19 protein-coding genes are annotated in these 17,463 nt (G+C 63.6%); 10 read left to right on the top strand and 9 right to left on the bottom strand.

The window, feature by feature from the left end; translation table 11 throughout:
* Positions 1-29 precede the first annotated feature (29 nt).
* The 3 genes from ctaD to ACLCGK_RS23690 are packed head-to-tail and all read left to right on the top strand — an operon-like array spanning position 30 to position 3,100.
* Positions 30-1,619 carry a cytochrome c oxidase subunit I gene (ctaD, locus tag ACLCGK_RS23700; RefSeq protein WP_410953095.1) on the top strand — a complete coding sequence of 530 codons (1,590 nt, stop codon included), beginning with the start codon at positions 30-32 and terminating at the stop codon, positions 1,617-1,619.
* Positions 1,620-1,629: 10 nt separating this feature from the next.
* Positions 1,630-2,196 (top strand): cytochrome c oxidase assembly protein, encoded by a 567-nt coding sequence (locus ACLCGK_RS23695; protein WP_397461833.1) that lies wholly within the window; start codon positions 1,630-1,632, stop codon positions 2,194-2,196.
* Between the two features lie 16 nt (positions 2,197-2,212).
* A complete protein-coding gene (locus tag ACLCGK_RS23690; protein WP_003258926.1) occupies positions 2,213-3,100 on the top strand; it encodes a cytochrome c oxidase subunit 3 in 888 nt (295 codons plus the stop codon).
* Positions 3,101-3,199: 99 nt separating this feature from the next.
* On the opposite strand, the gene ACLCGK_RS23685 is transcribed toward ACLCGK_RS23690, so the two are convergent.
* Positions 3,200-3,403, bottom strand: coding sequence for a twin transmembrane helix small protein (locus tag ACLCGK_RS23685; protein WP_003258925.1), 204 nt, complete (start codon positions 3,401-3,403; stop codon positions 3,200-3,202).
* 63 nt (positions 3,404-3,466) lie between these two features.
* Here ACLCGK_RS23685 and ACLCGK_RS23680 point away from each other — a divergent pair, with 63 nt between their 5' ends.
* Genes ACLCGK_RS23680 through ACLCGK_RS23660 form a run of 5 tightly spaced genes read left to right on the top strand, consistent with a single transcriptional unit; the run spans position 3,467 to position 7,350 of the window.
* Positions 3,467-4,204, top strand: coding sequence for an SURF1 family protein (locus ACLCGK_RS23680; protein ID WP_410953094.1), 738 nt, complete (start codon positions 3,467-3,469; stop codon positions 4,202-4,204).
* On the top strand, positions 4,173-4,754 hold the full coding sequence (locus ACLCGK_RS23675; RefSeq protein ID WP_410953093.1) for a hypothetical protein: 582 nt from the start codon (positions 4,173-4,175) through the stop codon (positions 4,752-4,754). The genes ACLCGK_RS23680 and ACLCGK_RS23675 overlap by 32 nt, the downstream gene beginning before the upstream one ends.
* A 9-nt stretch (positions 4,755-4,763) precedes the next feature.
* Positions 4,764-5,843, top strand: a complete 1,080-nt coding sequence (locus ACLCGK_RS23670) for a COX15/CtaA family protein (RefSeq protein WP_015268468.1) — start codon at positions 4,764-4,766, stop codon at positions 5,841-5,843.
* Positions 5,828-6,721: a heme o synthase gene (cyoE, locus tag ACLCGK_RS23665; RefSeq protein ID WP_410953092.1), complete on the top strand. Its 894-nt coding sequence runs from the start codon at positions 5,828-5,830 to the stop codon at positions 6,719-6,721. Before ACLCGK_RS23670 ends, cyoE begins: the two co-directional genes overlap by 16 nt.
* Complete coding sequence (locus ACLCGK_RS23660; protein WP_013970305.1) at positions 6,718-7,350, top strand: SCO family protein; 633 nt, start codon at positions 6,718-6,720, stop codon at positions 7,348-7,350. The genes cyoE and ACLCGK_RS23660 overlap by 4 nt, the downstream gene beginning before the upstream one ends.
* Positions 7,351-7,560: 210 nt before the next feature.
* Here ACLCGK_RS23660 and ACLCGK_RS23655 read toward each other — a convergent pair whose 3' ends face one another.
* From ACLCGK_RS23655 to ACLCGK_RS23645, 3 genes are all read right to left on the bottom strand, one after another.
* Positions 7,561-8,331, bottom strand: coding sequence for a MetQ/NlpA family ABC transporter substrate-binding protein (locus ACLCGK_RS23655; protein ID WP_100413574.1), 771 nt, complete (start codon positions 8,329-8,331; stop codon positions 7,561-7,563).
* A 64-nt stretch (positions 8,332-8,395) separates the two neighbouring features.
* Positions 8,396-9,067, bottom strand: coding sequence for a methionine ABC transporter permease (locus tag ACLCGK_RS23650; RefSeq protein ID WP_013970307.1), 672 nt, complete (start codon positions 9,065-9,067; stop codon positions 8,396-8,398).
* Positions 9,067-10,074 (bottom strand): methionine ABC transporter ATP-binding protein, encoded by a 1,008-nt coding sequence (locus tag ACLCGK_RS23645; RefSeq protein ID WP_410953091.1) that lies wholly within the window; start codon positions 10,072-10,074, stop codon positions 9,067-9,069. The genes ACLCGK_RS23650 and ACLCGK_RS23645 overlap by 1 nt, the downstream gene beginning before the upstream one ends.
* 227 nt (positions 10,075-10,301) lie before the next feature.
* Here ACLCGK_RS23645 and katE point away from each other — a divergent pair, with 227 nt between their 5' ends.
* Complete coding sequence (gene katE / locus ACLCGK_RS23640; protein ID WP_410953090.1) at positions 10,302-12,437, top strand: catalase HPII; 2,136 nt, start codon at positions 10,302-10,304, stop codon at positions 12,435-12,437.
* Between the two features lie 115 nt (positions 12,438-12,552).
* Here the strand turns inward: katE and ACLCGK_RS23635 are convergent, their stop codons facing one another.
* The 4 genes from ACLCGK_RS23635 to zur form a co-directional block, all read right to left on the bottom strand.
* A complete protein-coding gene (locus tag ACLCGK_RS23635) occupies positions 12,553-13,260 on the bottom strand; it encodes a PA5502 family lipoprotein (RefSeq protein ID WP_236222962.1) in 708 nt (235 codons plus the stop codon).
* 127 nt (positions 13,261-13,387) lie between these two features.
* On the bottom strand, positions 13,388-14,170 hold the full coding sequence (gene znuB, locus ACLCGK_RS23630; protein ID WP_410953089.1) for a zinc ABC transporter permease subunit ZnuB: 783 nt from the start codon (positions 14,168-14,170) through the stop codon (positions 13,388-13,390).
* On the bottom strand, positions 14,163-14,939 hold the full coding sequence (znuC, locus tag ACLCGK_RS23625; protein WP_410953088.1) for a zinc ABC transporter ATP-binding protein ZnuC: 777 nt from the start codon (positions 14,937-14,939) through the stop codon (positions 14,163-14,165). Before znuC ends, znuB begins: the two co-directional genes overlap by 8 nt.
* Positions 14,936-15,421 carry a zinc uptake transcriptional repressor Zur gene (gene zur, locus ACLCGK_RS23620; RefSeq protein WP_013970312.1) on the bottom strand — a complete coding sequence of 162 codons (486 nt, stop codon included), beginning with the start codon at positions 15,419-15,421 and terminating at the stop codon, positions 14,936-14,938. Before zur ends, znuC begins: the two co-directional genes overlap by 4 nt.
* Positions 15,422-15,439: 18 nt before the next feature.
* On the opposite strand from zur, the gene ACLCGK_RS23615 reads away from it, so the two are divergent.
* Complete coding sequence (locus ACLCGK_RS23615) at positions 15,440-16,396, top strand: zinc ABC transporter substrate-binding protein (RefSeq protein WP_410953087.1); 957 nt, start codon at positions 15,440-15,442, stop codon at positions 16,394-16,396.
* A 112-nt stretch (positions 16,397-16,508) separates the two neighbouring features.
* Here ACLCGK_RS23615 and ACLCGK_RS23610 read toward each other — a convergent pair whose 3' ends face one another.
* Entirely contained in the window at positions 16,509-17,459 is a 951-nt protein-coding gene (locus ACLCGK_RS23610; protein WP_024087954.1) for a homoserine kinase, read from the bottom strand.
* Positions 17,460-17,463 lie beyond the last annotated feature (4 nt).

Genomic DNA, 17,463 nt, shown 5'->3' with positions numbered 1-17,463 from the left:
GGCAATCAATGGATTGCAGGAGACAGGACATGAGTGCAGTGATCGACGACCACGTCCACGGCCATGACCATGCGCACGGCCCGGCCAAGGGCCTGATGCGCTGGGTGCTGACCACCAACCACAAGGACATCGGCACGATGTACCTGTGGTTCAGCTTCATCATGTTCCTGCTCGGCGGCTCGTTCGCCATGGTGATCCGCGCCGAGCTGTTCCAGCCCGGCCTGCAGATCGTCCAGCCGGAGTTCTTCAACCAGATGACCACCATGCACGGCCTGATCATGGTGTTCGGTGCGGTGATGCCGGCCTTCGTCGGCCTGGCCAACTGGATGATCCCGCTGATGATCGGCGCGCCCGACATGGCCCTGCCGCGGATGAACAACTTCAGCTTCTGGCTGCTGCCGGCGGCTTTCCTGTTGCTGGTTTCGACCCTGTTCAGCCCGGGCGGCGGGCCCAACTTCGGCTGGACCTTCTACGCCCCGCTGTCCACCACCTACGCGCCGGCCAGCGTCACCTTCTTCATCTTTGCCATCCACCTGATGGGCATCAGCTCGATCATGGGCGCGATCAACGTGATCGCCACCATCCTCAACTTGCGCGCCCCAGGCATGACCCTGATGAAGATGCCACTGTTCGTCTGGACCTGGCTGATTACCGCATTCCTGCTGATTGCGGTGATGCCGGTGCTGGCCGGCGTCGTGACCATGATGCTGATGGACATCCACTTCGGTACCAGCTTCTTCAGTGCCGCCGGCGGTGGTGACCCGGTGCTGTTCCAGCACGTGTTCTGGTTCTTCGGCCACCCCGAGGTGTACATCATGATCCTGCCGGCCTTCGGCGCGGTCAGCTCGATCATCCCGGCGTTCTCGCGCAAGCCGCTGTTCGGCTACACCTCGATGGTGTACGCCACCGGCGCCATCGCCTTCCTGTCGTTCATCGTCTGGGCCCACCACATGTTCGTGGTCGGTATTCCCGTGGTCGGCGAGCTGTTCTTCATGTACGCCACCATGCTGATCGCCGTGCCTACCGGGGTGAAGGTGTTCAACTGGGTCAGTACCATGTGGGAAGGCTCGCTGACCTTCGAAACGCCGATGCTGTTCGCCATCGCCTTTGTCATCCTGTTCACCATCGGCGGTTTCAGTGGGCTGATGCTCGCCATCGCCCCGGCGGACTTCCAGTACCACGACACCTACTTCGTGGTAGCGCACTTCCACTATGTGCTGGTGCCTGGGGCGATCTTCGGCATCTTCGCCTCGGCCTACTACTGGCTGCCGAAATGGACCGGCCACATGTACGACGAAACCCTCGGCAAGCTGCACTTCTGGCTATCGTTCGTCGGCATGAACATGGCCTTCTTCCCCATGCACTTCGTGGGGCTGGCCGGCATGCCACGGCGGATCCCCGACTACAACCTGCAGTTCGCCGACTTCAACATGGTGTCGTCGATCGGCGCGTTCATGTTCGGCGCCACGCAGATCTTCTTCCTGTTCATCGTCATCAAGTGCATCCGCGGCGGCGCGCCGGCACCGGCCAAGCCATGGGATGGCGCCGAGGGCCTGGAGTGGTCGATCCCTTCGCCTGCGCCCTACCACACCTTCCAGACGCCACCGGAAGTGAAATAGGAACCGTGCCATGAACGGACTTTCGCTGAAACGTCTGGTGTTGCGCCTGTTGATGCTGACGGTGGTGATGTTCGCCTTCGGCTTCGCCCTGGTGCCTATCTATGACGTGATGTGCAAGGCCTTCGGCATCAACGGCAAGACCGGAGGGCAGTACGAAGGCAGCCAGGTCAGCGACCCGACGCGTTCGGTGCGGGTGCAGTTCATGTCGACCAATGCCAGCGACATGGTCTGGGACTTCTACTCCACCGCCGACCAGCTGGAGGTCAACCCGGGTGCGGTGAACCAGATGATCTTCATCGCCCATAACCCGACCGATCGGCCGATGAGTGCGCAAGCCATCCCCAGCATCACCCCGGCCGAGGCTGCGGCGTACTTCCACAAGACCGAGTGCTTCTGCTTCACCCAGCAGGTGCTGCAGCCCGGCGAACGCATCGAGATGCCGGTGCGCTTCATTGTCGACCGCGACCTGCCGGCCAGCGTGAAGCACCTGACACTGGCCTACACCTTGTTCGACATCACCGCTCGCCACCCGCCGGTCGCGCATGTCGCGGTTCAGGACGTCCAGGGCGCCCGTTAAGGGAAGGAGAACAGCAATGGCAAGTCATGAGCACTACTACGTTCCGGCGCAGAGCAAGTGGCCGATCATCGCCACCATCGGCATGTTCATCACGGTGTTCGGCCTGGGTACCTGGTTCAACGACATGAAGGCCGGCCACCCCGAGTCGCACGGGCCGCTGATCTTCTTCATCGGTGCGTTGTTCCTGGCCTACATGCTGTTCGGCTGGTTCGGTTCGGTGGTGCGGGAGAGCCGCGCGGGGCTGTACAGCCCGCAACTGGACCGCTCGTTCCGCTGGGGCATGAGCTGGTTCATTTTCTCCGAGGTGATGTTCTTTCTGGCCTTCTTCGGTGCGCTGTTCTACGTGCGCGTGCTGGCCGGGCCGTGGCTGGGCGGTGAAGGGGCCAAGGGTGTTGCGCACATGTTGTGGCCGACCTTCGAATTCACTTGGCCGCTGCTGCACACGCCCGACCCGAAACTGTTCCCGCCGCCCAAGGAAGTGATCGACCCGTGGCACCTGCCGCTGATCAACACCATCTTGCTGGTCAGCTCCAGCGTGACCATCACCATCGCCCATCATGCCCTGCGCCGCGGCCACCGTGGCCCGCTGAAATTCTGGATGGCGCTGACCATCGTCCTGGGCGCCAGCTTCATCGCGTTGCAGGCCTACGAGTACCACGAGGCCTATACCAAGCTGGGGCTGACGCTGGGGTCGGGTATCTACGGCGCGACGTTCTTCATGCTCACCGGCTTCCACGGCGCCCACGTGACCTTGGGCACGATCATCCTGATCGTGATGTTCGTGCGCATCTTGCGCGGGCATTTCAACCCGGAGAAACACTTTGGTTTCGAGGCGGCCAGTTGGTACTGGCACTTCGTCGATGTGGTGTGGGTGGGGTTGTTCATCTTTGTCTATGTGTTGTGAATAGAGAACCCTGTGGGAGCGGGCGCGCCCGCGAATGCGTCGGTACATTCAACATCGCATTCGCGGGCATGCCCGCTCCCACAGGGTCAGGTGAAAACTTCAGAAGGGGGCGTGTGAGACCAGCTGACCACTGATGAAGCCCCAGGCCACCAGGCCGATGGTGAGGGCCGCCAGGGTCACCCGCACGGTCAGTGCCTTCAGCAAACGGGTCGAGTTTTCATCGTCCTTGACCAGAAACACCAGGCCGCTGAACAGGCTGGCAATCGTGGCCAACAGCATCAGGACAATCGCGGCCTTGAGCATGGCGATACTCCGGGGGGATGCGGTGATGTGGATAAGTATAGCGATCGGCCCGACGAGGCTCCGATGAGGCCGTTTCGTCCGGGCTGGGTACCAACCCTGGTGGTGCTTGCGCTGCTGCCGGGGCTGATCGCGCTTGGCTGCTGGCAACTCGGCCGTGCCGAGGAAAAGCGCGTGCTGCTGGCCGCCTATGCCGAGCGGCGGGTCGAAGCGCCAGTGGCCATGGCCCAGCTGACAGCGAACCAGGACAATGCCTTCCGCCGCGTGCATCTCTATGGCCGCTTCGACGCCGAGCACACTTTGCTGCTGGACAACCGCATGCGTGATGGCCAGGCCGGTGTCGAGCTGCTGCAACCCTTCCATGACCAGGCCAGCGGCCTGTGGCTGCTGGTCAACCGCGGTTGGCTGCCCTGGCCGGACCGCCGCGTGCCGGTGCATTTCGATACCCCTGCCCAGGCGTTGGCGCTGGACGCTTCGGTATATGTCGCGCCTGGCAGCACGTTCCAGCTGCATCCCGACCCTGCAGGAGGCCAGTGGCCGCACCTGCTGACCGCCGTGGATGCCGCGCAGTTATGGCAACAGCTCGATCGCGAAGGCTTCGCCCAAGAGCTGCGCCTGGAACCCGGCCCGGCGACCTATCGCCTGGACTGGCCGGTCGTTGCCATGGGCCCGGAAAAACACTTTGGTTACGCCGTGCAGTGGTTTGCCCTGGCAACCACTTTGGTACTGCTCTACCTCTACTTCGGCTGGCGCCACAACAAGGAGAAACGCCATGGCCACCGCCACTCCACTGGAAGTGCCTGAACGTAGCAAACCCAGAGCCCGCGGGCGTTTGCAGCTGCTGTTGATTCTGCTGGTGGTGCTCGGGCCGATGGTTCTGGCCACCAGCATGTACAAGCTCAAGTTCTGGGTGCCGGACGGCCGCAGCTACCACGGCGTGATGATCGGCAACGGTGAGAGCCTTTCCGATCTCGGCGTGGCGGGCCAGGACGAGCGCTGGCAGCTGCTGGTGAGCGCACCCACAGCCTGTGCCGAGGATTGCCAGCGGCTGGTGTACCTGGCCCGGCAGATCCAGGTCGGCCTGGGCCGTGATGCCAGCCGTGCCAGCCATGCCCTGGCGGCCGCCCAGCCGGCAAGTGCCGATTACCAGGCGTTGCTCGGCCGCGAATACCCACAGTTGCAGCGTTACCCGCTGGATGCGCAACGCTACCTGCAAAAGGTCGGCGAGACCGGCCCGCAGCTGTGGATCGTCGACCCACACGGCAACCTGGTGCTGCGCTACGACGCCAAGGTCAACGGCAAGCATGTGCTGGACGACCTGCGCCACCTGCTCAAGCTGTCCAACATCGGCTAGGAGCCTGCCATGGCCAGACCCGGATTCCGCCTTGCTGTGTTCGCCACCTTGCTGGCACTGCTGGTCGTCCTGCTCGGTGCCTATACCCGCCTGACCCACGCCGGCCTCGGCTGCCCGGACTGGCCGGGTTGCTACGGCTTCATCAGCGTGCCCAAGAGCGAAGCGCAGCTGGCTCATGCCGAGCTGCATTTCCCCGAACACCCGGTGGAAGCCGCCAAGGGCTGGGCCGAGATGGTCCACCGCTACTTCGCCGGCACCCTGGCAATGGTGATCGCCCTGCTCGCCTTGCAGGCGCTGCGCCGGCATGCCCGCGATGGCCAGCCTTACCGCCTGCCCTTGCTGCTGCTGGGCGTGGTGCTGGCCCAGGCAGCCTTCGGCATGTGGACGGTCACCCTCAAGCTGTGGCCGCAGGTGGTCACCGCGCATCTACTTGGCGGCTTCACTACCCTGAGTTTGTTGTTCCTGTTGTCCCTACGTCTGTCGCGGGCCTTTGCGCCCTTGCCAAAGCTGCCATTGAGCCTGCGCCGGATCGCCGCGCTGGCCTTGCTGGTGGTGATCGGCCAGATCGCCCTGGGCGGCTGGGTCAGTGCCAATTACGCGGCCGTCGCCTGCATCGACCTGCCCACCTGCCACGGCCAGTGGTGGCCGGCGGCGGACTTCAGCAACGGGTTCCACCTGACCCAGCATGTCGGGCCCAATTACCTGGGCGGGCAGCTGGACAGTGATGCGCGAACGGCCATCCACATCAGCCACCGCCTGGGCGCATTACTGGTGACCTGCGTGCTGCTGATGCTCAGCTGGAAGCTGCACCGCTGCGGCCTCCCTGGCCTGGCGCGGCTGGTGCTGCTGGCGCTGGTGGTGCAAGTTGGCCTGGGCATCAGCAATGTGCTGCTGCACCTGCCGCTGGCCGTGGCCGTGGCGCACAACGCTGGTGGGGCGCTGTTGCTGTTGAGCATGGTGCTGGTGAACTACCGCATCCGCGTGGTCGACAAGGTTCGCGTGGGTGTCGGCCATGGCTGGCGCCTGCGGCCCGTGGCTGGCGTGGGCATCTCCCACCACATGAGGAATGATTCGTGGCGACGCTTCTGAGCGCACAGAGGGCCAGTTGGCGTGACTACCTGGAGCTGACCAAGCCCAAGGTGGTGGTGCTGATGCTGATCACCTCGCTGGCGAGCATGTTCCTTGCCACCCGTGCGGGTGTCAGCTGGAGCGTGCTGCTGTTCGGCAACCTGGGCATCGGCTTTTGTGCAGGCGGCGCGGCGGTGGTCAACCATGTGGTGGACCGACGCATCGACGCGCTGATGGCGCGTACCCACAAGCGGCCGCTGGCCCAGGGCCGGGTCGAGCCGCTGCCGGCGCTGCTGTTCGCCCTGGCGCTGGCGCTACTTGGCATGGCCCTGCTGCTGGTGTTCACCAACGCCCTCACTGCCTGGCTGACACTGGCTTCCCTGCTCGGCTATGCGGTGCTTTACACCGGCTTTCTCAAGCGCGCCACGCCGCAGAACATCGTCATCGGCGGATTGGCCGGCGCCGCCCCGCCGTTGCTGGGCTGGGTGGCGGTCAGTGGGCATGTCAGCGCCGAGCCCCTGCTGCTGGTGCTGATCATCTTCGCGTGGACCCCACCACACTTCTGGGCCTTGGCCATCCACCGCAAGGAGGAGTACGCCAAGGCCGATATCCCGATGCTGCCGGTGACCCACGGCGAGCGCTACACCAAGCTGCATATCCTGCTGTACACCCTGGTATTGCTGGCGGTGAGCCTGCTGCCGTACGCCATCCACATGAGCGGCCCGCTGTACCTGGCCTGTGCCCTTGTACTGGGCCTGCGCTTCCTGCAATGGGCATGGGTGTTGTACCGTGGCAGCCGGCCGCACGCAGCGATCGGCACCTTCAAGTACTCTATCGGCTACCTGTTCGCGCTGTTCATCGCGTTGCTCCTCGACCACTACCTGATGCTGAACCTATGACCCGAACCCAGAAAACCGTCTTCATCCTCGTTGCCCTGGTCGCGTTGATCCTGGGCCTGACCGTCAACAAGGTGCTCAATGGCCGCGACCAGCCCAACCCCACCGAACTGATCGATGCCGGCATCATCCTGCTGCCGCAGAGCCGTACCGTGGCCGACGTGACCATGACCAACCAGGACGGCCAGCCGGTGCAACTGGATGACCTGAAGGGCAAATGGTCGCTGCTGTTCTTCGGCTACACCTACTGCCCGGACATCTGCCCGACCACCCTGGCCCAGTTGCGCCAGGTGAAGAGCGAGCTGCCCAAGGAGGCCGTCGACCGGCTGCAGGTGGTGCTGGTGAGCGTTGACCCGAACCGCGACACGCCGAACCAGCTGAAGCAGTACCTGGGTTATTTCGACAAGGATTTCGTCGGGGTGGCGGGGTCGATCGAGGATACCCAGAAGCTGGCCAATGCCTTGAGCATTCCGTTCATTCCGGCCGATACCAGCAAGCCTGGGTATACCGTGGATCACAGCGGCAACCTGGCGGTAGTGGGGCCGGATGGGCGTCAGCGCGGGTTCATTCGGGCGCCGTTCAACAACCAGAAGCTGGTGGCGCAGTTGCCCGGGCTCGTGAAGCGGGATTGAGATTTTTGGGCCTGCTGCGCAGGCCTATCGCGACACAAGGCCGCTCCTACAAAGTACGGCGTACGCCTCGGTCCTCATGGTTTGCCTGCCAGGGCAAATCGCCGGCAAGCCGGCTCCCACAGGGACCTCACAGGGCCTGAGGCTGGCGCTGTACCTGTGGGAGCTGGCTTGCCGGCGAATGGGCCGCAAAGCGGCCCCGGGGATTTCGGATCAGAACGCCGGAACCACAGCGCCTTTGTACTTCTCGTTGATGAACTGCTTCACCTCAGGCGAGTGCAGCGCAGCAGCCAGCTTTTTCATGGCGTCCGAGTCCTTGTTGTCCGGGCGGGCAACCAGGATGTTCACGTAAGGCGAGTCGCTGCCTTCGATGACCAGGGCGTCTTTCTCCGGGTTCAGCTTGGCTTCCAACGCGTAGTTGGTGTTGATCAGGGCAGCATCGACCTGGGTCAGCACGCGCGGGATGGTGGCTGCTTCCAGCTCACGGAACTTCAGGCTTTTCGGGTTCTCGGCAACATCCTTCACGGTGGACAGGATGTTCTTGTTGTCCTTCAGCTTGATCACGCCGGCCTTGTCCAGCAGCAGCAGCGCGCGGCCGCCGTTGGTGGCGTCATTGGGGATGACCACGGTGGCGCCGGAGGACAGCTCGTCCAGTTTCTTGATCTTGGTCGAGTACACGCCCAGCGGCTCGATGTGCACGCCGGCAACGCTCACCAGCTTGGTACCCTTGGCCTTGTTGAACTCATCCAGGTACGGCTGGTGCTGGAAGAAGTTGGCGTCCAGGCGCTTTTCCGCCACCTGCACGTTCGGCTGGATGTAGTCGGTGAATTCCTTGACCTTCAGCTCCACGCCCTCTTTCGCCAGAACAGGTTTGACGAAGTTGAGGATCTCGGCGTGCGGAACCGGGGTAGCGGCAACGGTCAGGGACTCGGCGTGGGCCGAGAAGGCCGCGACAGCGGCGACAACAGCAAGCAGCTTCTTCATTGATCACTCCTTGTGAGGGCCGCGACGGCCCCCGAACGGGTCGGCCGGGCCGACCCCATTGGGGTTACTTACGGGAAAAATGCACGACCAGTTTGTCGCCCACGCTCTGCAGGACTTGAACCAGTACCAGCAACAGCACCACGGTGACGACCATCACGTCGGTCTGGAAACGCTGGTAGCCGAAGCGGATGGCCAGGTCGCCCAGGCCGCCGGCACCGACCACACCAGCCATGGCGGTGTACGAAACCAGGGTGATGGCGGTCACGGTAATGGCGGCGAAGATGCCCGGGCGAGCCTCCGGCAGCAGTGCGCTGGTGATGATCTGGCGGGTAGTGGCGCCCATCGACTGGGTGGCTTCGATGATGCCGCGGTCCACTTCACGCAGGGCGGTTTCCACAAGGCGCGCGAAGAACGGCGTGGCACCCACCACCAGCGGCGGAATGGCGCCGGCGACGCCCAGGGAAGTGCCTGTGATCAGCACTGTGATCGGGATCATAACGATCAGCAGGATGATGAACGGCAGCGAGCGCAGGATGTTGACGATCAGCGACAGCAGCGCATACACACCCTTCTGCTCGAACATCTGCTTTGGCCCGCAGAGGAACAGCAGCACGCCCAGCGGCAGGCCGAGCAGCACGGTGAAGAACAGCGAGCCGAACAGCATGATCATGGTGTCGACGCTGGCCAGCCAGATTTCGGCCCAGTCGACGTTGGCAAAGAAATTCAGGGCGTCCATCAACGCAGTACCTCCATATGTACGTCAGCTGCCTTGAAGCGGGCGAACGCCGCTTCCATGTCACCGCCGATCAGGGCGAGGGTGAGCTGGCCATAGGGGACATCCTTGATGCGGTCGATACGCCCGGCGAGGATGCTGTAGTCCACACCGGTTTCGCGGGCCACGGTGCCCAGCAGCGGCGCGTAGGTGGCCTCGCCCTGGAAGGTCAGGCGCACGATACGGCCCGGCACGTGGGCGAAGTCGTCACGCTGCTCGCCTTCGTCAACCTGCTCGTCTTCCTGGACGAAGCGCTTGGTGGTGGGGTGCTGCGGGTGCAGGAACACCTCGGCCACCGAGCCCTGCTCGACGATCTGGCCGGCGTCCATCACTGCCACGCGGTCGCAGACCCGGCGGATCACGTCCATTTCGTGCGTGATCAGCACGATGGTCAGCTTCAGCTCACGGTTGATTTCGGCCAGCAATTGCAGGACCGAGGCGGTGGTTTGCGGGTCGAGGGCGCTGGTGGCCTCGTCGCACAGCAGGATCTTCGGGTTGGTGGACAGGGCGCGGGCGATGCCGACGCGCTGCTTCTGGCCACCGGACAACTGCGCCGGGTACTTTTTGGCATGGTCGGAAAGGCCGACGCGGGCCAGAAGCTCGGTCACGCGCTTGTCGATTTCGCTGCGCGACAGCTCGCCGGCCAGGGTCAGTGGCAAGGCGACGTTGTCGGCGACAGTCTTGGAGGCCAGCAGGTTGAAGTGCTGGAAAATCATCCCGACCTGCTGACGGAAACCGCGCAGCTGGCTCGCGTTGAACGCGGTAACGTCTTCGCCGTCGACGATGATCTTGCCGCCGGAAGGCTCTTCCAGGCGGTTGATCAGGCGCAGCATGGTGCTCTTGCCGGCGCCGGAATGGCCGATCAGGCCGAACACCTGGCCATCTTCGATGGTCAGGCTGGTCGGATTCAGTGCGGGGATTTCCCTACCGGCGACGCGGTAGGTCTTGTGTACCTGTTGGAACTCGATCACGTAGCGAACCTTGTGGGGCGCATGGAATTTGGGTCAGCGGTTAGCTGGGGTCGCGCATTTTAGCCTTTTCCCATAGCTGTTCTTAGCATTTATTTCGTAATGCACCAATCCTTCGGGCATATCGCGACAACCGGTAATCCTGATTGAACGCTCGGCAAAGCCTCCCGGTCACTACTTGCACACAGCCCGAAACGGGTATGCCTTAAGACTGACGAGGAGAGCCGATCATGCCCAGCAAGAACACGGACGCGCCGAAGCACAGCGAGGCCGCTGGCACCCAGACCCCGGACCGGGCCAACACCAATGCCAAGCTTCAGAGCCTGGAAACCTTCCGCAGCGATGCCACAGGCCAGGCCTTGCGCACCAACCAGGGCGTGAAGATCGCCGACAATCAGAACAGCCTCAAGGCCGGTGCTCGCGGGCCTTCGCTGCTCGAAGACTTCATCATGCGCGAGAAGATCACCCACTTCGACCATGAGCGCATTCCGGAGCGTATCGTCCATGCCCGCGGGACCGGGGCGCATGGCTACTTCCAGAGCTACGGCTGCCATGCCGAGCTGACCAAGGCCGGTTTCCTGCAGGACCCTGAGAAGGTGACCCCGGTATTCGTGCGTTTTTCCACGGTGCAGGGGCCGCGAGGCTCGGGTGACACGGTTCGCGATGTGCGCGGCTTTGCCGTCAAGTTCTATACCGATGAAGGCAATTTCGACCTGGTTGGCAACAACATGCCGGTGTTCTTCATCCAGGATGCCATCAAGTTTCCGGACTTCGTGCATGCAGTCAAACCCGAGCCGCACAACGAGATGCCTACCGGCGGCTCGGCTCACGACACTTTCTGGGACTTCGTCTCGCTGGTGCCGGAGTCGGCGCACATGGTGACCTGGGCCATGTCCGACCGTGCCATCCCGCGCAGCCTGCGGATGATGGAGGGCTTTGGCGTGCACACCTTCCGCCTGATCAACGCCGAGGGCGTGGCCAGTTTCGTCAAGTTCCACTGGAAGCCGCGCCAGGGTGTGCATTCGCTGCTGTGGGATGAAGCGCAGAAGCTGGCGGGCAAGGACACCGACTACCACCGTCGCGACCTGTGGGAGGCCATCGAGACCGGCGACTATCCGGAATGGGAACTGGGCGTGCAGATCGTCCCCGAGGCTGACGAACACAAGTATGACTTTGACCTGCTCGACCCGACCAAGATCATCCCCGAAGAGCTGGTGCCGGTGACGCTGCTGGGCAAGATGGTGCTCAATCGCAACCCGGACAACTTCTTTGCCGAAACCGAGCAGGTAGCCTTCTGCCCGGGGCATATCGTGCCGGGCATCGACTTCACCAACGACCCGCTGCTGCAGGGCCGGCTGTTCTCCTACACCGACACGCAGATCAGCCGGCTGGGCGGGCCGAATTTCCATGAAATCCCGATCAACCGCCCGGTGGCGCCGAACCACAGCAGCCAGCGCGATGCCATGCACCGCATGACCATCGACAAGGGGCGGGCTTCGTACGAGCCCAATTCCATCGACGGCGGCTGGCCGAAGGAAACGCCACCTGCCGCGCAGGATGGCGGTTTCGAGAGTTATCAGGAGCGCATCGATGCGCACAAGATCCGTCAGCGCAGCGAGTCGTTCGGCGACCACTTCTCGCAGGCGCGGTTGTTCTTCCAGAGCATGAGCCCGATCGAGCAGCAGCACATCATCAAGGCCTACAGCTTTGAACTGGGCAAAGTGGAGCGTGAAGCCATTCGCCAGCGTGAGGTGAACGAGATTCTGGCGAACATCGACCTGAAGCTCGCTGCTGCGGTAGCGGCGAACCTGGGGTTGTCAGCGCCGAAGGCTGGCACTGTGCAGGTCAAAGGCAGCAAGCTGGCGCAGTCCAAGGCTTTGAGCCAGATGAACCACCCCGGTGATGTGGGTGTCAAGGGGCGCAAGATTGCGCTGTTGGTGGCAGACGGAGTGGACGCGGCGAGCGTCGACAGGCTGGTCAAGGCGCTGGAAGCGCAAAGCGCCAGGCCAATGCTGCTGGGGCCGACTTCGGCGCCGGTGAAGACGGCGGCTGGCAAACAACTGCCGGTGGATGCGTCCATGGAGGGGATGCCATCGATCATGTTCGATGGGATTGTCGTGCCTGGGGGCAAGGCTTCGACCGATGCGCTGGCGGCCAGCGGGTTGGCCAAGCATTTCCTGCTGGAGGGCTACAAGCACCTGAAGGCGATGGTGTTGACCAAAGAGCTTTTGGGCAGCTTGGGGCTAAAAGAAGACAAGGGGTTGCTGCTGGGGGATGAGCAGAAGACCGTGGATGCCTTCGTCAAAGCGGTAGAAGGGCATCGGGTGTGGGAGCGGGAGGCGGATGCGGAGGCTGTGCCTGCCTAAGGGGGCTGCTTTGCAGCCCATCGCCGGCAAGCCAGCTCCCACAGGTACTGCACCAGGCTTGAAATTGGTGCGGTCGAGGTGGGAGCTGGCTTGCCGGCGATAGGGCCCGGGAGGCTTATTGTTGATGCGGAACCAGAACCACCTGCGCCGGCAACGACCGCTGAATCTCATGCTTCTGCTTCAACTCGAACCCGCTGTCGATCTTGCGCACGCGCTTCTCCAGCAAGGTCTTCAGCCAAGGCGCATCCTCGGTGCGCGGCACCTGGAACACCACGTCGCACTGATAACTCACCACATCGGCGGCAATGTCATCCAGCTGGCGACGCATGGCGCGGCTGTCGGTGGTCTTCAAGGCCACCACGGTGCTCGGTGCAGCCGGGTCGATGATGCGCGCCTTGGGCTTGGCCTCGGCCGCTTTCAACGCCGCTTCAGCTTTCTCCAGCTCGGCCTTGCGCGCCTGTGTCACGGCGTCGCCACCGGTAACCGCCGGGGCCTGCGGCATCAGCGCGCGGGCACGGGCCAAGGCTGTGGCGGCAGCGTTCACATCACCCTTTTGCAGGAAGATCTGGCTGCGTTGCAGGTAGGCTTCGGCAAGCTGGCGCTGGTATTGCTCCAGGCGCGCGTCATCCGGCGCCTGGGCCTGCAGGGCTGCCAGCTGGTCTTCGGCGGTGGCCAGCTCGTTGCTGGCGATGTTCTGTTGCAATTGCTGCCAGGCATCTGCTTGGGCAGGTGCGGTGGCCTGCTCGACCGGCGCGTTTGAACACGCAGCCAGGAACAGGGAAAACGCGGCAACAAGCAGATAACGGGAGGCGAACGGCTTCATTCCTGCGACTCTCTATTTGCGCAAAAAGCGAGCAAGTCTACACCCAGGTGCGCACGCTCGAAAACAAGTCTTACAGACCCTTTACGTGCGGAAAGGTTGCAGGGCGCGCCTTCACACGCCCTGTTTTTCAGCGTTTTGGCAGGGCCAGGCTCAGCAAGAATAGCACCGCCGCGCAGACCACGATCGATGGGCCGGCAGGGGTGTCCTTGAACCAGGACAGAGCCAGGCCGCCGCATACCGCGGTCACGCCCAGCAGGCTGGCGCCCAAGGCCATCTGTTCGGGAGAACGGGCGTGACGTTGCGCCGCAGCGGCAGGAATGATCAGCAGCGAGGTGATCAGCAGCACCCCGACGATCTTCATGGCAACGGCAATCACCACCGCGATCAGCAGCATCAGCGCCATGCGCAGCCCGGCCACCGGCAGGTCCTCGACCATGGCCAGCTCCTCGTGCACGGTGACTGCAAGCAACGGCCGCCACAGTGCAGCGAGCAGCAGCAGGACCAGCGCGCTGCCACCGAGGATCCAGGCAAGATCGGTAGTGCTGATGGCCAGCAGGTCGCCGAACAGATAGGCCATCAGGTCGATGCGGACATCATGCATGAAGCTCAGCACCACCAGGCCCAGCGACAAGGTGCTGGGGGCGAGGATGCCAAGCAGTGTATCGGAGGCCAGAGGTTGGCGTTGCTGCAAGGTAACCAGCAAGATCGCCAGCAACAGGCAGCCCACGGTTACCGCCAGCGCCGGGCTGACGTCCAGAGCAAAACCCAGGGCCACGCCGAGCAGGGCGGCGTGGGACAGGGTGTCGCCAAAATAGGCCATGCGCCGCCACACCACGAAGGAGCCCAGTGGGCCGGCCACCAGCGCCAGGGACAAACCGGCAAGCAGGGCGTAGAGAAGAAAATCAGCCATGCTTGCAGTGCGCTCCGTGAACATGGGTGCCAGGGGCGACCACCGAGCCGTGCAGGTCGTGGCTGTGGTCGTGATGGTGGTGGTAGATGGCCAGGCTGGGTGCGGCGGTCTGGCCGAACAGCTCGACGAATGCCGGGTCGCCGCTGACCTGCTCGGGGTGGCCCGAACAGCACACGTGGCGGTTCAGGCACACCACCTGGTCTGTGGCGCTCATCACCAGGTGCAGGTCGTGGGAAACCATCAGCACGCCGCAGCCGTGACGGTCGCGAAGGCGGGTAATGAGGTTGTACAGCTCGGTCTGGCCAACTACGTCTACGCCCTGCACTGGCTCGTCGAGCACCAGCAGCTGGGGTTCGCGCAGCAGGGCGCGGGCCAGCAGCACGCGCTGCATCTCGCCGCCGGAAATGGTCTGGATCGGGCTGTCGATGACCTGCTCGGCGCCTACTTCCTGCAACGCCGACAAGGCTGCCGCGCGGTCTACACCGGGCACCAGGCGCAAGAAGCGCAACACTGACAGCGGGAGCGTGGCATCGACCTGGATCTTTTGCGGCATGTAGCCAATGCGCAGTTTCGGCTTGCGCCAAACCTTGCCGCGGTGCGGCTTGAGCAGGCCGAGCACGGCGCGCACGAGGGTGGTCTTGCCCGCGCCGTTGGGGCCGATCAGCGTGACGATCTGGCCAGGTGAGACTGACAGGTCGATGCTGTCGAGCACCGCCTCGCCACCGAAGGTGACACCGACCTGCTCCAGGCGGATCAGTGCATCGCTCATGCCGCGCTCCGGCAATTGCTGCAAAGGCCGACCACTTCCACCGTCTGGGTCTCGACCGCGAAGCCCACGCCCTTGGCGCTGCTGATGATGGCTTCGCTGATGCTGTCCTGTTCCAGTTCGATTGCCACATGGCAGGCCCGGCAGATCAGGAACTGGCCCTGGTGCAGGTGTTCCGGGTGGCTGCAGCCGATAAAGGCGTTGAGCGAGGCGATGCGGTGCACCAGGCCGTTTTCCAGCAGGAAGTCCAGCGCACGGTACACCGTGGGGGGCGCGGCACGGCGGCCGTCCTGCTCACTGAGCACGGCGAGGATATCGTAGGCGCCCAGCGGCTTGTGGCTTTGCCACACCAGTTCCAGCACTCGACGGCGCAGCGCGGTCAGGCGCAGGCCCTGGCGGGTGCACAAGGCGTCGGCTTCAGCCAATGCGCTGTGTACGCAATGGGAATGATCGTGAGGACGGTTGGCCAGCGGCGTGATGGACATGGGCAGCGACGGTTCTGGATGGAGACGTTATTATGTTACCTGTTTCTGACGACTCGAGTATTCACCGTGTCCCGATTCCTAGTCCTTTTTGTCGCTTTCATCGCATTTTCCGCCCAGGCCGACGTGCGCGTGCTGACCAGTATCAAACCCCTGCAGCAGATTGCCGCTGCCGTGCAGGACGGTGTTGGCACCCCTGAGGTATTGCTGCCTCCGGGGGCTTCGCCACACCACTACGCGCTGCGCCCGTCCGACGTACGGCGGGTAGGCGATGCCGACCTGCTTTACTGGATCGGCCCGGACATGGAAGGCTTTCTGCCGCGGGTACTGGGCAATCGCAGCAAGCCCACTGTGGCCGTGCAGGGGCTACCGGGCATGAAGCTTCGGCATTTTGGCGAGGACAGCCATTCCCATGAGGAAGAAGACCACGACGACCATGACCACGACCACCGCCCGGGCAGCCTGGACGCGCACCTGTGGCTATCGTCGGTCAACGCGCGTGTGATTGCAGCGAAAATGGCGGCTGACCTGGCGCAGATCGATCCGGCCAATACGGTGCGCTACCAGAGCAACCTCAAGGCCTTCGACGAACGCCTGGACGCATTGGATAAGCGGATCAAGGCGCGGGTGGCCGGGATTGCCGGCAAGCCGTACTTCGTGTTTCACGAAGCATTCGACTATTTCGAGGCCGAGTATGGCCTGAAGCACACCGGGGTGTTCAGCGTAGCGTCCGAGGTGCAGCCGGGTGCGCAGCACGTGGCAGCCATGCGCAAGCGCCTGCAGGAAGTGGGCAAGACCTGTGTGTTCAGCGAACCGCCGCTGCGGCCGCGGCTAGCCGAGACCTTGACCGCCGGGCTGCCGGTGCGCCTGGCCGAGCTGGATGCCCTGGGCGGTACCGACCCGGTGGATGGCAAGGGCTATGAGCGTTTGCTGGAGAGGCTGGGTGGCGACCTGGTTGGGTGCCTGGAACAGTTGTAAGCCTGTACCGGCCTCTTCGCGGGCACGCCCGCTCCCACAGGTACAACGACAACCTTGAGGTTTGTGTTATCCCTGTGGGAGCGGGCATGCCCGCGAAGAAGCAGAAGCTGGACTAGAGGGCAAACGGCAGGTGCAAGGCCACCTGCTGACGCTGCGCCAAACGCACTTCGAACTCGCTCGGGTCGTGGATCATCACATCCATCCCGGCAAACGATTCCGCTGCAATCAGTCGCGACAGCCAGAAGCGCACGCAGCCTACCCGCAACATCTCCGGCCACAGTTCGGCTTCGGCCGCGGTGAACGGCCTCAGCGCCGCATAGGCCGCCAGCAACGCCTGGGCGCGTGGCACATCGATCGCGCCGTGTTCATCCAGGCACCAGTCGTTCACGGTGATGGCAATGTCATACAGCATCGGCCCGGAACAAGCGTTGTAGAAGTCGATCACACCGGTCAGGTGGGTGCCTTCGAACATCACGTTGTCGCGGAACAGGTCGGCATGCAGGTTTGCCCGTGGCAGGGCCAGGATCTGTGCCTTGTGCGCACTGATTTCATCCAGCGCCGGTTGCAACAGCGCGGCTTGCTCGGCGGTAAGGCGCGGCAGTAACTCGGCACCCGAAGCCAGCATCCAGTCCAGGCCGCGGTCGGTGCGGCGCTCGATGATGTGCTCGCGGGTAGCCAGGTGAATGTGGGCCAGCAGCTCGCCGACCTGGGCGCAGTGCTGGGCGTTCGGTGCCTTGATGTGCTTGCCCGACAGCCGTGGCTGCAGCAGCGCCGGCTTGCCGCACAGCTCGCGCAGGCCATTGCCGTCGCGGTCGCGTATGGCATAGGGCACCGGCATGTCGGCTGCATGCAAAGTGTCCAGCAGCTCGATGAAGAACGGCATGTCCTCGCTGGGCCCGCGCTCGATCAGCGTCAGGACGAACTCCCCCTGTTCGAGGCTGACGAAGAAATTGCTGTTCTCGGTGCCGGCGGCGATGCCCTGGAAATCGAGCAGACGACCCAGCGCGTACGGCGCCAGAAAGGTTTCCAGCTCAGGCCGGGTCACGGGGGTGAAGACTGACATGATG

Source organism: Pseudomonas sp. S1(2024) (assembly GCF_046557535.1).
Note: the sequence above shows the minus strand (reverse complement) of the source record. Positions and strands in the feature narration are given on the sequence as shown.

Bases quoted from the DNA above. Each gene is read 5' to 3' on its own strand.
- ACLCGK_RS23610 (WP_024087954.1), bottom strand. From the start codon at position 17,459: ATGTCAGTCTTCACCCCCGTGACCCGGCCTGAGCTGGAAACCTTTCTG.
- znuB (WP_410953089.1), bottom strand. From the start codon at position 14,170: ATGGCTGATTTTCTTCTCTACGCCCTGCTTGCCGGTTTGTCCCTGGCG.
- ctaD (WP_410953095.1), top strand. From the start codon at position 30: ATGAGTGCAGTGATCGACGACCACGTCCACGGCCATGACCATGCGCAC.
- ACLCGK_RS23685 (WP_003258925.1), bottom strand. From the start codon at position 3,403: ATGCTCAAGGCCGCGATTGTCCTGATGCTGTTGGCCACGATTGCCAGC.
- zur (WP_013970312.1), bottom strand. From the start codon at position 15,421: ATGTCCATCACGCCGCTGGCCAACCGTCCTCACGATCATTCCCATTGC.
- ACLCGK_RS23680 (WP_410953094.1), top strand. From the start codon at position 3,467: ATGAGGCCGTTTCGTCCGGGCTGGGTACCAACCCTGGTGGTGCTTGCG.
- ACLCGK_RS23660 (WP_013970305.1), top strand. From the start codon at position 6,718: ATGACCCGAACCCAGAAAACCGTCTTCATCCTCGTTGCCCTGGTCGCG.
- ACLCGK_RS23650 (WP_013970307.1), bottom strand. From the start codon at position 9,067: ATGGACGCCCTGAATTTCTTTGCCAACGTCGACTGGGCCGAAATCTGG.
- znuC (WP_410953088.1), bottom strand. From the start codon at position 14,939: ATGAGCGATGCACTGATCCGCCTGGAGCAGGTCGGTGTCACCTTCGGT.
- ACLCGK_RS23690 (WP_003258926.1), top strand. From the start codon at position 2,213: ATGGCAAGTCATGAGCACTACTACGTTCCGGCGCAGAGCAAGTGGCCG.
- ACLCGK_RS23695 (WP_397461833.1), top strand. From the start codon at position 1,630: ATGAACGGACTTTCGCTGAAACGTCTGGTGTTGCGCCTGTTGATGCTG.
- katE (WP_410953090.1), top strand. From the start codon at position 10,302: ATGCCCAGCAAGAACACGGACGCGCCGAAGCACAGCGAGGCCGCTGGC.
- ACLCGK_RS23635 (WP_236222962.1), bottom strand. From the start codon at position 13,260: ATGAAGCCGTTCGCCTCCCGTTATCTGCTTGTTGCCGCGTTTTCCCTG.
- ACLCGK_RS23670 (WP_015268468.1), top strand. From the start codon at position 4,764: ATGGCCAGACCCGGATTCCGCCTTGCTGTGTTCGCCACCTTGCTGGCA.
- ACLCGK_RS23675 (WP_410953093.1), top strand. From the start codon at position 4,173: ATGGCCACCGCCACTCCACTGGAAGTGCCTGAACGTAGCAAACCCAGA.
- ACLCGK_RS23655 (WP_100413574.1), bottom strand. From the start codon at position 8,331: ATGAAGAAGCTGCTTGCTGTTGTCGCCGCTGTCGCGGCCTTCTCGGCC.
- ACLCGK_RS23615 (WP_410953087.1), top strand. From the start codon at position 15,440: ATGGAGACGTTATTATGTTACCTGTTTCTGACGACTCGAGTATTCACC.